General features: G+C 65.9%; 9 protein-coding genes. All 9 read right to left on the bottom strand.

What is annotated here, in order from left to right:
- Positions 1-210: 210 nt before the first annotated feature.
- The 9 genes from AC069T_RS36515 to AC069T_RS36475 all read right to left on the bottom strand — a co-directional run bounded on the left by AC069T_RS36515 (position 211) and on the right by AC069T_RS36475 (position 13310).
- The gene (locus tag AC069T_RS36515) at positions 211-1560 is read right to left on the bottom strand and encodes a DNA cytosine methyltransferase (protein ID WP_478786844.1); all 1350 of its coding nucleotides are present in this window, start codon (positions 1558-1560) and stop codon (positions 211-213) included.
- A 9-nt stretch (positions 1561-1569) separates the two neighbouring features.
- Positions 1570-3411 carry a DNA cytosine methyltransferase gene (locus AC069T_RS36510; protein ID WP_478786843.1) on the bottom strand — a complete coding sequence of 614 codons (1842 nt, stop codon included), beginning with the start codon at positions 3409-3411 and terminating at the stop codon, positions 1570-1572.
- Entirely contained in the window at positions 3411-4307 is an 897-nt protein-coding gene (locus AC069T_RS36505) for a hypothetical protein (protein ID WP_478786842.1), read from the bottom strand. Before AC069T_RS36505 ends, AC069T_RS36510 begins: the two co-directional genes overlap by 1 nt.
- Positions 4304-6301, bottom strand: coding sequence for a hypothetical protein (locus AC069T_RS36500; RefSeq protein ID WP_478786841.1), 1998 nt, complete (start codon positions 6299-6301; stop codon positions 4304-4306). The genes AC069T_RS36505 and AC069T_RS36500 overlap by 4 nt, the downstream gene beginning before the upstream one ends.
- Positions 6298-7323: a PD-(D/E)XK motif protein gene (locus tag AC069T_RS36495; protein ID WP_478786840.1), complete on the bottom strand. Its 1026-nt coding sequence runs from the start codon at positions 7321-7323 to the stop codon at positions 6298-6300. The genes AC069T_RS36500 and AC069T_RS36495 overlap by 4 nt, the downstream gene beginning before the upstream one ends.
- Positions 7320-9875: a Z1 domain-containing protein gene (locus AC069T_RS36490; protein WP_478786839.1), complete on the bottom strand. Its 2556-nt coding sequence runs from the start codon at positions 9873-9875 to the stop codon at positions 7320-7322. Before AC069T_RS36490 ends, AC069T_RS36495 begins: the two co-directional genes overlap by 4 nt.
- Before the next feature lie 170 nt (positions 9876-10045).
- Complete coding sequence (locus AC069T_RS36485; protein ID WP_478786838.1) at positions 10046-10546, bottom strand: very short patch repair endonuclease; 501 nt, start codon at positions 10544-10546, stop codon at positions 10046-10048.
- 149 nt (positions 10547-10695) lie between these two features.
- Positions 10696-11706, bottom strand: coding sequence for an SEC-C domain-containing protein (locus tag AC069T_RS36480; RefSeq protein ID WP_478786837.1), 1011 nt, complete (start codon positions 11704-11706; stop codon positions 10696-10698).
- 128 nt (positions 11707-11834) lie between these two features.
- Positions 11835-13310, bottom strand: coding sequence for a glycoside hydrolase (locus tag AC069T_RS36475; protein ID WP_478786836.1), 1476 nt, complete (start codon positions 13308-13310; stop codon positions 11835-11837).
- Between the last annotated feature and the right edge of the window lie 136 nt (positions 13311-13446).

Below are 13446 nucleotides of genomic sequence, written 5' to 3'. Positions count from 1 at the left end.
ATCCACGGCCGAGTGCTCACAGCATCTCGAACGGCGGAATCGTCACATCGGTCACGCCCGACCAGGGCACTTCAACAAGATCGTGTTACGAGCTCGTAGAGGAACAAGTCATCGTCACATTGTGGGTAACTCTGACTACAGTCGCCCATCCCAGTAGGACGCTTGGCTGTTGAGGGGTGCGGGTACGCAAAAGATCATGCCTACGTCTGCTCAGTGCCGCAGAAAGGCAGCAATGGCAGAGGCGATGGCCGTACCAAGTGGGATCGGGACGGCGTTGCCGATCTGTCGGGCGATCTCGGTCTTTGAGCCGCACCAACGAAAGTCGAGGGGGAAGCCCTGTATGCGGGCGGCCTCGTAGTGCGTGATCGGGCGAGCATCGGTCGGGTGGAGGTAGCGGCCCTTCTCGGGCTTGAAGAATTCGGTGCGGATGGTCACTGATGGTTCGCCGAGGCGGAGCCGGCCCATGACATCGCCCGTTCCGGAGTTGTGGTTGTCCCAGCTGGCGGTCGAGAGGTACTTGACGGGCGTCTTCACACCCGCCGGGGTCGGGGTTTCGAAGATCCGGATCTCGCCGTCACCGTCCACCGTGAACCACTTGTTTCGAAGGTCTTTGCGATTGCCGCCAACGGGGATCGCCTCGTAGCGGGCCAGGGATACGGGTTCTGGATTCCTGCCGAAATGTAGATCCGTCGTGGTGAAGATGCCCGGGAGAAAAGCATCCACGTCCGGAATGAATTCCTTGCCGTCCGGAAGCTCGGTTCCGCGAACCGTGAGTTGTCGGGACTCGTCAAAGACGTTGTCGACGGGGCGCCAGTACGGGAGGCCCACGTTCACTCCGTCGAGCGGTGCGGGGACGCCGACAGTGCGTTTCGGGCGTCGAAGGTGTGTCCTGGCGGGATAAGCCATCGACCGCCCGTTGTCGACGTCACGACGCACTCCAATGACAATGGCTCGCCGACGCGCCTGTACCGCACCGTAGTCGGCGGCATTGAGTAGATAGCGCTTGTATTTTTCCTCGTCGCTGTCGGTCGGTGCATGGCCCGGAGGATCGACAAGACGATAGTCGCTCAGAAGGCCGCCCTCTTGCACCTCGCTCAGCAGGTTCTGGAATTCATCCGACTTCAGGAAACGATCGACGTTTTCGATGACGAAGACTTTGGGGCGAATCTTGGCGACGATGCGAACGTATTCCTCCCAGAGGCGGTTGCGCTCCGAGCCCGTCTTGAGGCGGTTCAACGCCGAGAAGCCCTGGCAGGGCGGTCCTCCGACCACCACCTCCGCGTGCAGCGCGTCTTCGGACGGCTTCCAGTCCTCAATGTCCTCAAGGTGTACGCGGGCAGCCGGAAGTGCGTCGTCCAGTCGAATGCTCCCGAAGTTCGCGGCGTACGTGGCGGCAGCAGCGAGGTCGTGCTCGACGGCAGCGACGCTCCGGAAGACGGGACCGCCACCGTCTGCCCCCTTTGAGCGGAATTCGTGGAACCCCTGGGTGAAGCCGCCGCAGCCAGAAAACAGGTCAAGGACGGTGATGGGCTCGGGGGCGAGGGGGCGGGGCGTACGCATGAGGCGATCCTAGCCGCGCAGCGCGGTCGCGATCGCGCAGCCTAGGGCGGTGGCCAGAGGTGGCGGCATCGCATGACCGATCTGCCGGTACCTGGACGTCTTTCCGCCGGCGAAGCGCCAGTTCGCCGGGATTGCCTGGAGCGTCGCCGCTTGGTCCACAGTCAGCTTGGGGTGCCCGTCTGCGGGGAAGTCCGGTCCCGGAGGTTCGTCGCCAAGGCTGTTGCCGTTCACGCAAAGGGTCGCCCACGCCTTTTTGCTGCCGGTTGGGCCGAGGTCTGCGCCCCCTCGTCGATCCGAGCCACCAACGAGGGCGGGTGCGATGCGATCGGCACCCTTGATCCAACGTTCCGCACCGAGCCAACCGTGAGTGGACATGGATGCTCCGAGTACTTGGCCGACCGTAGGCGCGGGCAGCGCGTTGGGCTCTGGCCAGAGGAATCGTTCGAAATACGGGTCTTGCAGAGCGACCAGGAAGCCGCTGCTACGGTTCTGCGGTACGCCGAAGTCCGAGGCGTTGAGGACCCGCCAACTCCAGCGATATCCGCCCTTCCCGAGTTCGGCCTCCATCCACTTCCGGTCGGCCTCGAAGTCAAGGCTTTTGACGAGGTCCGGAACGTTCTCCAGCAGCACGGCCTTCGGTTTGATCGTTAGAGCGAGTTCGATCGTGGCCCTTAGCACCCCGCGTTCCTCGGTGTCCTCGACGCGGCCGACAGTGGCGGATGATTTGACGCGTGGAAGACCGCCGCTCACGAGATCGACGCCCAGGGTCTCGGGGCGCATGCTCGGCTGGAAATGTACGACGTCCATGCAGATGACGTCCCAATCCGGCCTGTTGAGGTCAATGGTGAAACAGGCGTCCGCTTTGCTGTCGATGAGCACGACGGGGTCGAACCCGGCGATTTCCAGCCCCAGCGCCTGCGCCCCGCACCCGGCACACACCTCCACCGACCGGAAACGCTGAGCAACGGCCGACACCGACGGAGCAGGGAGGGGGGGCGATTCGCCGATGGCTGAGGAAGCTGCGGGCGGAATTTCAATTCCGCTGTTTCGGTCCGGAAGGTCCGCAGAGCCATGCGCGGTGGTCTCACCGCGTTCTCGCTTCAGCCGCTGAGCATCGAACGATTCCTCAGCAACTGCGCGCAGTTCATGGTCCAGCGCCTGTTCCTCGATGCCGTCGAAGAGTACGAACGGCGCCAGTCGCAACAGTCGCTTGAGGAAGTCGCGCAGAGTCTCCCGTTCGTTCAGGCCTGCGAAATCAAGGTCTCTCCAGACCCGAAGAATGGCCCGCACCATGTGCGGGCTTCCGCCGAGTGCGGCACGGCGCGCGTAGATCTGGTCGAACGCTGCCTCTCCGAGGATCTCGAGGGCGGCGTAGGGCGCCGGGTCGTCAGAGGCACGCACGAGCTGGGCCCGCCACCACAACCGGCCGAAAACGTGCCGGGTGAGGTCCGTGCCGAGGACGCGGTCCTTGGGAGGCTGTGGGTAGCGCCAGAAGGCGATGTCCGGAAGCAGAACCAGGGCAAGAAACGCCCAGACGTCCCGAGAGGCGGCCTCAGCCGGCACCATGCCCATTTCGCCGTGCAGCAGAGCGGCGAGCCGGAGGTCGAAGTCGGCGTTGCCGGCACGATCGGAGGAGTCCGGGAAACCTGCGCGCTTGGCCAGCTCGACGACACCGATCCGAAGTTCCTGGAGCCGAGCCGGGGGAACCCGGTCGCCTCCCGTGGCCACGTACACCGCGGACTCGTGGGACACGGCCACGCGCCCGGCCAGTTCCGGGACCGTCATGAGCCGATATTCCTCGAAGAGCGGTCTGGCCTGCGCGGCGAGCAGTCGGGGGTACAGGAAGCTCATCAGGACACCTCAAAGATCTTGACCGCAGCCTGAAGATCCGACGCGAAGAGGGCGGGGGACTGTCGTCGACGCAGACGGACGTCAGCGATCGATTGTCCGGAGAAGAGCTGGTCGAACAAGCTCAGCAGTGTGGCGCCGAGTGAACCGTCGGGGAATCCGGCATCCTCGGCGAAGTCGTCGTTGTTGAGCGCGTGCTCGATGAGAATTCGAGCCGCGTCCGCGTACACCGCGGAAAGCACTATGCGATCCACTTGGCGGGGCTTCCCTGCGTTCTCGAACGCGGTGGCGGTGATTGTGTTTCGCTCATTCACCAGGAGGAGGAGTGACCCCATGGTGGCGCTCTCCAGGCCCCCGGTGATTTGGAGGTGCCACGCTGCGTCGTCAGGGAAGGACGTTCGAGTGAAGTCGATCACCGCCATGGGGAATTGTGGCGCGTCACCTTGGAGACGTAGCGCCTCCCGGTCGCTCCACAGCACGGAACCGGCTCGGCGGGGCGAGGAGGGGCGGGCATCATTCCTGCGCTCGGCCAGGACGAGAGCCGTGTCGAGAAGGAGAAGACCGCCGAGATCGGCACCTCGCAGCCGGACGTCGATTTCCACCACCCTCGTGCCGCTTTCGGACAGGCGCACGTGTTGAGCCGGGCCGCTGAGATTCGAACCGGTGGCCGTCCACACTGCGGACAGCATGAGAGCCGTGTCGTCCGGCAGCCCCGACTGGGAGCGGGCTCGGTCCAGGTCGACACGGATGGTCCGCCGCAGGTGAAGGTCCATCTGATAGTCCCAGTCCGGCAGCGCTTCGGGCATGACGACATCGCCGTCCTCCGTGACCAGCAGCCACGTCTCGGCAGTGATGACGTCCTCGGTCGGGATGCGGTACGGGAGAACACGCCGACTCACGGGGCCCGCACCGCCTCGACCTTGACGCCGATCTCGGTCATGGTGTCCGGGGCCGGTCTCACGACGGCACGCCAGATGGACTCGCCACCCTCGATCACGGACGTTTCGGAGGCGTACAGGCGACCGTCGCCGTCCTCCCAGCCGATGAGCATTGGCATGCTTGCCCCGATGGGCGGATCGGTCTCACGCCCTCCGGTTCCCGGGAGCGTGACAGCCAGGTCGATTCGTACTCGCTGAGGTCCGGGCACGGGCAACCGGAATTCCTGAACGAGGACAGAGGTGTCGCCGCGATCGTCGAAGTAGGGGTCACCTATGTACTGCACTCGCGGTCGACGGCGCGGTGTGCCCGTCATTTCCCTGCCCGGAGCATCGGTCGGCGGCCGCCCGTCGGAGTCGAACTCATCGAGTCGCCCGGCTCCGTCATCGCTGTCCGGGCCGTCACCGGACGCCCTGGGCGGTGCCACCTCAGGAAGGGCGCGGCTTGGAGCGGTACGTGCCGCGTCCTCGTCATTCGACTTCGAGGGGCGTGCAACCGTGCTGCCTGGCTTCGAATACGCCGTGGCTCCACCGATTCCCCAGGCTCCGCCCACGAGGCCGGAGAAAAGCGAGCTTGCCGCCCCGAGCGCGACGTTGCTGGCTCCGGAGCGCGTGACGCCGCCGAGCGAGAGCAAACGCTCCTGCGCCTCGGCAATGCGTCGGAACGTCGTTTGTACGTAAGTACTCTCAGGTCTGTGGAGCGATTGCGGATGCCAGGCGTCGTGCGTCGGCGGTTCGGCCTTCGCATAGACCTCGTCCATGGTCTCGTCGGCCCGGAAGACACCTGCGTAGCCCTGATTAACGCTCGGAGGCTTCGGTCCCGGGTGGTACCGGACGACGAGCTCTGCAGGACGCATGAGGCAGACGTGATGGACGAGATCCTCGATGTCGAGCATGCGGGAAGCACGTGTCGGCTCAAGCGGGGGCATGATTCGCTTCACCAGGCCGAGACGCCCGAGATACCGCTTGGGCCTCAGACAGTGCACATCGTTGCCACCAGCACCGATCATGTTCTCATAAGCGGCTACGAACATGTCGAGCGGACGGGTTTCGCGCGGGTCCGGCACCGTGTGCGGAACACCGTCACAAGTGACGGAGAAGTTCATGGCGGGTGTCCCTCCGGAACTCGACATCATTTTTGGCCACAGGTGCCAAGTGATGGTTTCCGCCAAGTAGTCGGCTGCGTCGGACGGCTCGAGCTCGTCCAGATTGGGATCGATGACGACGACGGTTGTTCCGGTTTCTTCGGAGGTGAAGGGTCTGAGTCCCAAGCGTTGGGCGGTTGTCTCCGCCTCCCGGCCGACCAAGGGCTCGACGACGTCTCCAGAGGTGTCACCCCACCAATGCCGACCGGTGTACCGGCGGTCTCCGCCCGCTTCAGCGGTCACATAGCTTTTCCACAGAGTGCAGCCGATGAGTCGTGTCTCATAACCACGATCGGTGCGGCAGCGCGAGTGAACGAGGACGGTTCCGGTCCTGGACAGCAGGTAGAAGATCCCCTTGCCGAAGCCGTAGGTGCCGCCACCCAGTGCGGTGTCGCGGGGCTCGCCGATATTGCGGATGAATGAGACGAAGTCCCGCTCGGGGCCCACAGCGGCATCGGCCCGAGTGGGGCCTCCAAGACCGCGCGTACCGCGGTCCGAGACGGCCAGCACTCGAATGGGGCCGTGTCTAACAGCCTCACGCAGGGGGAAGGTGTCCCCGCTGTTGGGAGCGCCGCCGAGTAGCAGCTCACGCCACGCGCCCGTGTGAGCCGGACCGACTGTCCAGATGTCCAGGCCGAAGTCGACAGGATCGGAGGACGGCACGAGACGCGCATCCCAACTGTTCTGGGCGGACTCGCGCACCAGGATGGTCAGCAGATCGAGTTCCGGTCGGCCCAGCTGGTTGCGAATGCCTTCAGCGGCGCTGGCGCCCTCGGGGGGATACGGCTGGGAGAACCAGCGGGGTTCCGTCATAGTGACTCCTGGATCAGGTTGTCGATGACCTGAGGTACCAGTCCTGGGGTCAGCGGAGCGGGGGTGGCACCGGAGAGGTCAATGGTGAATTCGACGTCGAGCGCCGATATCGGCACACCGGACTCGACAAGGACCCGGGTCGTCAGACCGGGGAAGCCGGGAGCGACCGGATACCACTTCTCCTCCCGCACGACGAAGCACACGTCGCGATATCGGCCCGCGTCGGAAGGTCGGTAGCCCGCGCTCGAGAGCAGATCGAGGAGTACGGCCTCGTCGTCGCACAGTTGCAGTGTTCGGTTGAGCAGAGCCAAAAATGGCATTCCGGAACCGTTTAGATCGGTACGGTGCAGACGGAACCAAGCGAGGTGCAGCGATCCGCCCTCCGGTGCATCGAGTTGGTCGAGCCCGTGAATGCGCGGCCTCCGCCCTTCGCCGAGGGTGCTGGATTTCACCTCGACGGCGAAGCGCCCCGTCGAGAAGTCGTGTCGATGGCCCTCGGGGCCCCGCCACAGTCGGTGCGCGCTCGAATCCCTCTCGAGCAGCCGAGCCAGCACAGTCAACTCGCCGAACAGGCCGGCCAATTGCTCAGGCCCCAGCGGGGGGCCCTGCGCCAGCAAGAGTGCCTTCCATCGGTCCAGAACGCGGTAGAGCGCCTTGACGGGGTTCTCGGGCAGTCCCTCTGCCTCACTCAGCACGTCCACGCACAGTTCCGTGAACAAGTCACTCAGATCGTTGCGGAGGCACGCCAGATCCGCGTAGGTCTGGTAACTCTCCTCGTCTTCCAGGGCTCTTTTGCGCAGATGGAGTACGGGGCCGTTCAGACCCGGCCTGAGTGTGCGGTTTGTGTGTATCGGGACGAGGAGGTGCCGATGGCCGTCATGGTCGATGGCCACTGCCAACGGACCACGCTCGGCGACGACGGGTAGCTGGGAGACTCGCAAACGATGCTTGCCAGTGGTCCGTTCGGCATGAAGCGCGGCCCAACGCTCCTCAATGAGCCGACGGAGGGCGTCGTGGCTCATGCCTCCTCGCTGTCGAGGAGGCTGTAGTCCTCTTCCTCGATCCACACGTTCGACAAGTCGGCGGAGACGTACCTCTCCACCTCGCTGTCCTTGTCCCACGGCTCGGGGAAGACCAGGCCGACACCGATCACGTGCTCCTCAGCGTTCAGGGGCGCACGCAATTTCTTCGACGGGCTCGGCTGAGACACCTTGTCGATGGGATAGAGAACCAACAGACCAGTGTCCGGAAGTTGGGATCGGCGCATCTCCATAATGTCTTTTTCTTTGAGATCCGCGGTGTTACCGCCCAAATCCACGGCAGCGTCGCGTCGGCTCATCAGTGTCTTGATGTCGGCGAAGTCCGGGTCGGGGTGGGCGACCGCGAGGCGAGCTCGGACATTGCGTCCGACCGTGACGCCGGGCGCGAAGGTGAAGCCGTCCTCCCCGTTCGGGTTGCCGACGACGGCGACGTTCCATCGTCCGAGGGAGCCGGCTATAGCGACTCGCTTCCGGATGTACTCGATGATCAGGTCCGGATCATTCTCAGGGGACTTCTCGTGGAAGCGGTACGTCGCAAGGAAGTTGGTCACGACGTTGTGCGGCACGTCACGGAAAACGTACCGGCCCTCTGCGGATCGCTCCTCGATCCTGACCGCGTTCCCTACGGAGTCCCTGACCAGGTTTCGCGCGGCGTCGATGTTATGGCGGAGCCACTGGGCGTTCGTGTGGAAGTAGTGGGTCTGGACGCGCTTGCCACCGTAGGACGAGGCCGCGGTGACCGCACTGCGCATCTTGGCGGCCGCGGTGACTCGTAGCGCTGGGTGGGTGCGAAGACGGACGGCGAAGGTGAGGGGGGTCTCGTCCTCGGTCATGTAGATGTCGATGTCCCGACGCATCTCGGTCTCGACCGTGGCCAAGTGCCGGAACCACTCGGCGAGCTCGTCCGTCATCCAGATCCGCGGCAGGTCGGCATAGCCGTTTCGGAAACCGAACCAGCGGCCCATCTGCAACAGCGTGTCGTACGCCGAGACGGCGCGGACGAAGTAGCTGACGGACAACCCTTCGAGCGTCAGTCCTCGTGAGAGGGTGTTGCCCCCTACAGCGATAGCCACGACCTTGCCGTTCTCATAGTCGAGACGGCTTTCGCTGCTTGAGTTGTCCATGATGATGCGGCAGCTGCTGAGGACTTCCGGAAGTTCGGGTAGCAACCGATCGAACGGCACCTTCGTCTCGCCGAAGTCCTCGGCGGGGACACGGTCGGTCTCCCGCTCCCACAGTTCCCGCAGCCGGGAGACGAATCCGGTGTCCGTCAAGGACCGGGCGGCCCGCTCGCGCAGACGCTCCAACGGTCTCCGGAAGCTGTTGTGCACTGACGTGTTGACGCTGGTGTGGATCAGCATGGTGCTGTGCGTGTTGCCTGTGGCACGTATGCGCCTCGCCGCCGTGACCAGCCAGAAGTACTCGATCGCGCTTTGAAGCGTTTCGGTGATGACGGGTTCGAAGCCCTCTACGTCGGCCCTGGTACCGGGACGCACGCACCGCACGTCGTCATCAGGGACCGAACGAATCATGTCGTGGCCGTCGTCGACCTGTTCCGGGTCCTCCCCGTCAAGCGCGTAGCGACCGAAGAGGACCTCGGTACCGAAGTGCCCGGCCGGTTTGGGCAGGTTGACCACGAAGTCCTTGGGGTACAGGTCCTTGGCGCTCGGGTCGATCAGCAGGTTGGCAAAGGGCGAGGCGGTGTAGCCGACGTAGGCGGACCTGGGCAGTGAGCCCATGATGTCCAGGATCAGCGGATTGATCGACTTGGTCGCGACGGTAGCCTGATCGGCCTCGTCGTCGATGATCAATGCGGGACAGTCCTCGAGGTAGTCGGAGGCCTTCTCGAGCCATCGGGCGAGCTTGCGCAACACCGTGGCGTTCTTCTTCACGACGCACAGCACGCGCGTCTTGTTGCTCTTCCCGAAGTAGGAAGCGGGATTTTCCTGCGGGGTGAAGTCCTTGTCGAGTCCGGTCAGCTGGGACCACATGGAGGGGTTCGGTTCCACGAGCTGCTGCACCAGCCGGGCCTGCGTCTGGCGGCGAAGGCCGTTGTGGATGCCGGCCAGGACGATGAAGAGCTTGTAGCCGCGATCGGCTGCCTTGGCCATGACGGAGGTGAAATTGGTCGTCTTGCCCGACTGTACGTACCCGACCACCAGGCCTCGAGTGGAGAACGCCTTCTCCTTGGGATGGTTCAGCAACGAGACGACCCGCGTGGAGGAGTCGTCGAGGCTCCTGATGGTGGGCTCCAGGGGCCAGCCGTCCTTGCTGAGCAGGTCCACGATCGCGGGCCAGCACTTGTCCTTCGCCTGCGGACCCGTGTACCAGGTGTCGCGATTGCCCAGGACCACCGCGTGCGGTTCCTCGAGCTCCTTGACGCGGATCGTCTGCTGTTCATGCCGCTCACGGATCTGCTCGACGATGTCCGGGCTGATGCCGAACTGCTCCAACCGCTTGACCGCCTCCGAGGGGGGAAACGAATCCAAAAGTGCCTTGAAGGTCTCGTACATACCGTCGAATTCGTCGGTCATAGGATTCGACCGTCCCCCGCTCTTGTTCACTGAAGCAAGCCAACCGGCACGGAGCGACTCCACCTCCGCGGCGTGCTCGGTGAACCACCAAGCACCCGGGGGCACCCCGCCTCGTCACACTCGTGCAACGCGTACACACTATTGGGTGAGATCGGCGCTGACACGCGAAATCAAAGGCCTGACGGGTCGGACTCTGCGCTTCGGGAATCGTGTCCGGGGTCTGTCTCTGCCACCGGACCGATGGCCCGCCGGTTCGTCGTCGGCGGTGTCTCTCCTGAGGACTGTTCAGGAGGAGGCCAACGCTTCGAGGCCAGGGCGGTGGTGATCTGCCGCGCGACGTCCTCGGCGGGCTCGTGTTCCCAGAAGCGGAGTACCGTCCATCCAGCCGCACGCAGATGGTCGGTCGTTTCGCGATCCCGAGCCACGTTCTTCTCCAGCTTGGCGCGCCACCACTCGGCATTCGCCTTCGGATGCGTCGCATGCTCGGGGCAACCGTGCCAGAAGCAGCCGTCCATGAAGACGGCGATCTTGACCTTGCCGAAGACGATGTCGATCGTGCGTCGAGGTACGCCGGGTACCGGCACGTTGACGCGGTAGCGCAATCCCGATGCATGCAGGAGTCGGCGGACCGCGACTTCGGGGGCGGTGTCGCGGGAGAGCTGGCGACTCATCCGGGCAGAGACTGCCGGGGAGGACGGAAGGGCATCAGGCACAAGTCCTATTGTGCCGGGCGCCAAGGGCCGCATCCGGCACGGCGTCCTGACCCCGTGCCCTGCCTCGGTACGCGCGGAGGCAGGGACGAGTGATCAGAGCATTGCAGTCACGAGCCGTGACACTCCGTGTACCGGTTCCCCGACCCGCACCAGCACCCCGCCCCCCGCTGCGGGGGCCACGCCACCGCTCGGCCGCGGGCTGCGAGCGTCGTCGCGTACTGGGGGAGGAGGTTCGTGTCCGCCGGGGACGTGGCCTCCGAGGCCGCGAAGGCCTCGTAGGACGGGACCGTGCCCGTGACGATGCCCAGGTTCGGGGTGCCGGAGGCGGACAGCTCGCGCAGGGACGCCTCTATCGTCGCGAGGTGCTCCTCGTGGGACGGGTACTCCGAGGACAGCGACGGGTACGCCGTCAGCAGCTCCGCCAGTTCGTCCGCCGGCCAGTGCAGGACCGCCACCGGGAACGGACGCGACAGCGCCTCCCGGAACGTGCCGAGTTCCGCGCGCAGGCGCGAGATCTCCGCCGCCAGCTCCACCGGGTTGTCCGAGCCCAGCGACCACACCCGCTTGGGGTCGTGCAGCTCGTCCAGGGAGACGGGGGACGAGTGCAGCGTGTCCGCGAGCATGTCCCAGTCGTCGTGGGCCACGCCCAGCATGCGGCGGACCCGGTGGCGGCCGAAAAGCAGGGGGTGCGTCGCGTACGGCGGCTCCGAGACGTCCGCCAGGAAGAGCCGCGCACCCTCCGTGAACGTCTCGTGCGCCGCTTCCAGTTCGTCGTGCGACTCCAGGGCCTCGGCCACGATCACCCAGGCCGCCGGGTCCCGCGGGGACGTCGCGCGGACCCCGTCGATGATCGCCCGCGCCTCCGCCTCGTGGCCGTACTCCCACAGGTTCGCCGCCTTCAGGGCGCGGACCAGGTGGGGGTTCTCCAGGGGCTCGGGGGACGACAGCAGGCGGTCGTACAGCGCGGTGGCGCTGGGGCGGTCGCCGGACAGTTCCAGGTGGGCCGCGGCCTGCACGAGCAGGTGTTCGGCGTCCTCGGGGTAAAGGCCTGCGGTCCGCTCCAGGCGTGCCGCTTCGGCGTTGTGGTCGACGTTCTCGGCTGGCGTGTCGGGGCGCATGGTGGACACCGTACTGCCGTGGACCGACAAAAGAGAGAGATCCGCAGGCCAGCGCCCCGGCCCGGGCAGGGGAGGCCGGGCGAGCGGGCCGGCGGGGTCACACCACGAACCCGCGTGGGCCGGCGGGGTCACACCACGACCCCCTCCACCTCCACCGTCTGCACCGCCCCCGCCGCGAACGGCACCCGCAGGACCTTTCCGCTCACGTACGTGTCCGAGTGCGGCGCGTACAGGTCGCCGCCGCCCGACGTCACCGTGTTCCAGCGGCGTGCCAGGCCGCCCGTGCCGCCGGTCGCCCGGGTGAAGCGGGACAGGTCGAAGGTCAGGGTCTGGGCCGACGACGCGGTGTTCACGGCGACGATGACCAGGCGTTTCGCCGCCGCGTCCAGGGCGGCGGCCGCGTAGCCGACGCCCGTGTCGAGGATCGTCATGCCGGGGCGGATGTGACGGCTGAACTGGGCCAGCACGTAGTACTTGGTCTGTACGGCGCCGGCCTGGAGCGTGGTCGCGTCGTAGGCGATCGTCGCCCAGCCCGCGGAGGGGTCCATGACCTGCCAGTAGCACCACGCCGTCGGGTGCAGCCAGCGGAAGTCCAGGCAGAGGTTGCTCGCCAGGGTGAGGCCGGTCGCGTCGCCGTCGCCGTACTCGGAGTTCCACAGGCTCTTGCGGGCCGTGGTCACGACGTCCGTGTACAGGAGGTCACGACGGCCGCCCGACCCCTGGTAGCCGTGCACGTTGACCCGGTCCACCAGCGCCTTCGTCGACGTGCCGAACGCGTTCCACGTCGTGCGCGCGAGGTCGTAGCTCGTCTCGTCCGACGCGGAGATCCGGGTGCCCGTCAGGCCGCGCTTGTCGAGTTCGCCGCGCAGGTGGGGGAGTACGGCGGCCTGGACGGAGGCGTCCAGGTGGCAGCCCTCCTGCGTGCCGGTGGCCGTCCACCAGGCGGAGGAGGGCTCGTTGAAGGGGTCCACCGTCGCGAAGTTCACGCCCCAGTCCGTCTTCGCGCGGAGGGCGACCGCGGCCAGGTGGGAGGCGTGCTGGCGGTAGTTCCAGGACTGCAGGTTGTTGCCGCCGCCGGACGCGCCCGACGGGTTGTGGTTCGCGCACATCCACCACATCGGCGAGTTGGCGAACAGCTCGCTGGTCGCGCCGCGCGCGGTCGCCTTGACGAGGGCGGCGCGCTGGGCGGCGTCCGCCGTCCACTTCCAGGCCGAGGACGCGGGGTCCTCGTTGTTCCAGTCCTGCCAGTAGCCCTCGATCTGCTTGAACGCCGGGATGTTGGGCGAGGCGACCATGCTCTCGCCGTTCACACTGTTCCGGCTGCACGCGCCGAGGTTGTAGCGGGCGATGTTCAAACCGAGACCGGGGAGCGTCCGGCCGTTGTACGCCACCGGCTTGGTGGTGAAGAAGATGTCGGCGAAGTCGTCCCGGGCGCCGAAGACGTTGGCCCACCAGGCCAGGGAGGTGCCCCAGCCCTCCCATGTCCCGTACGTGGTGCCGGGGTTGACCGCGATGGTCGCGTCGGCCCGCGCCGTGCCGGTGGCCAGCGCGCTCCCCAGGAGCGTGCCGCCCGTCGCGGCCAGCAGTGTTCTGCGTCGGATCATGACCTCTCCGTCCCGCTCGAACTGCCGGTTGCGGCACCGGCGTTGACGTGTCGCGCTCATGTCATCAGGAAGCATCGAGTGCGGCGGGTGAGGTTGTCGAGAGGTGTGACCGTTCTTTCTTTCAGTGGTTGTGAGA

This window comes from Streptomyces sp. NPDC043867 (assembly GCF_056435845.1).
This window is presented reverse-complemented; position numbering and strand designations above follow the sequence as displayed.

Bases quoted from the DNA above. Each gene is read 5' to 3' on its own strand.
- AC069T_RS36510 (WP_478786843.1), bottom strand. From the start codon at position 3,411: ATGAGCTTCCTGTACCCCCGACTGCTCGCCGCGCAGGCCAGACCGCTC.
- AC069T_RS36480 (WP_478786837.1), bottom strand. From the start codon at position 11,706: ATGCGCCCCGACACGCCAGCCGAGAACGTCGACCACAACGCCGAAGCG.
- AC069T_RS36485 (WP_478786838.1), bottom strand. From the start codon at position 10,546: ATGAGTCGCCAGCTCTCCCGCGACACCGCCCCCGAAGTCGCGGTCCGC.
- AC069T_RS36500 (WP_478786841.1), bottom strand. From the start codon at position 6,301: ATGACGGAACCCCGCTGGTTCTCCCAGCCGTATCCCCCCGAGGGCGCC.
- AC069T_RS36475 (WP_478786836.1), bottom strand. From the start codon at position 13,310: ATGATCCGACGCAGAACACTGCTGGCCGCGACGGGCGGCACGCTCCTG.
- AC069T_RS36490 (WP_478786839.1), bottom strand. From the start codon at position 9,875: ATGACCGACGAATTCGACGGTATGTACGAGACCTTCAAGGCACTTTTG.
- AC069T_RS36495 (WP_478786840.1), bottom strand. From the start codon at position 7,323: ATGAGCCACGACGCCCTCCGTCGGCTCATTGAGGAGCGTTGGGCCGCG.
- AC069T_RS36515 (WP_478786844.1), bottom strand. From the start codon at position 1,560: ATGCGTACGCCCCGCCCCCTCGCCCCCGAGCCCATCACCGTCCTTGAC.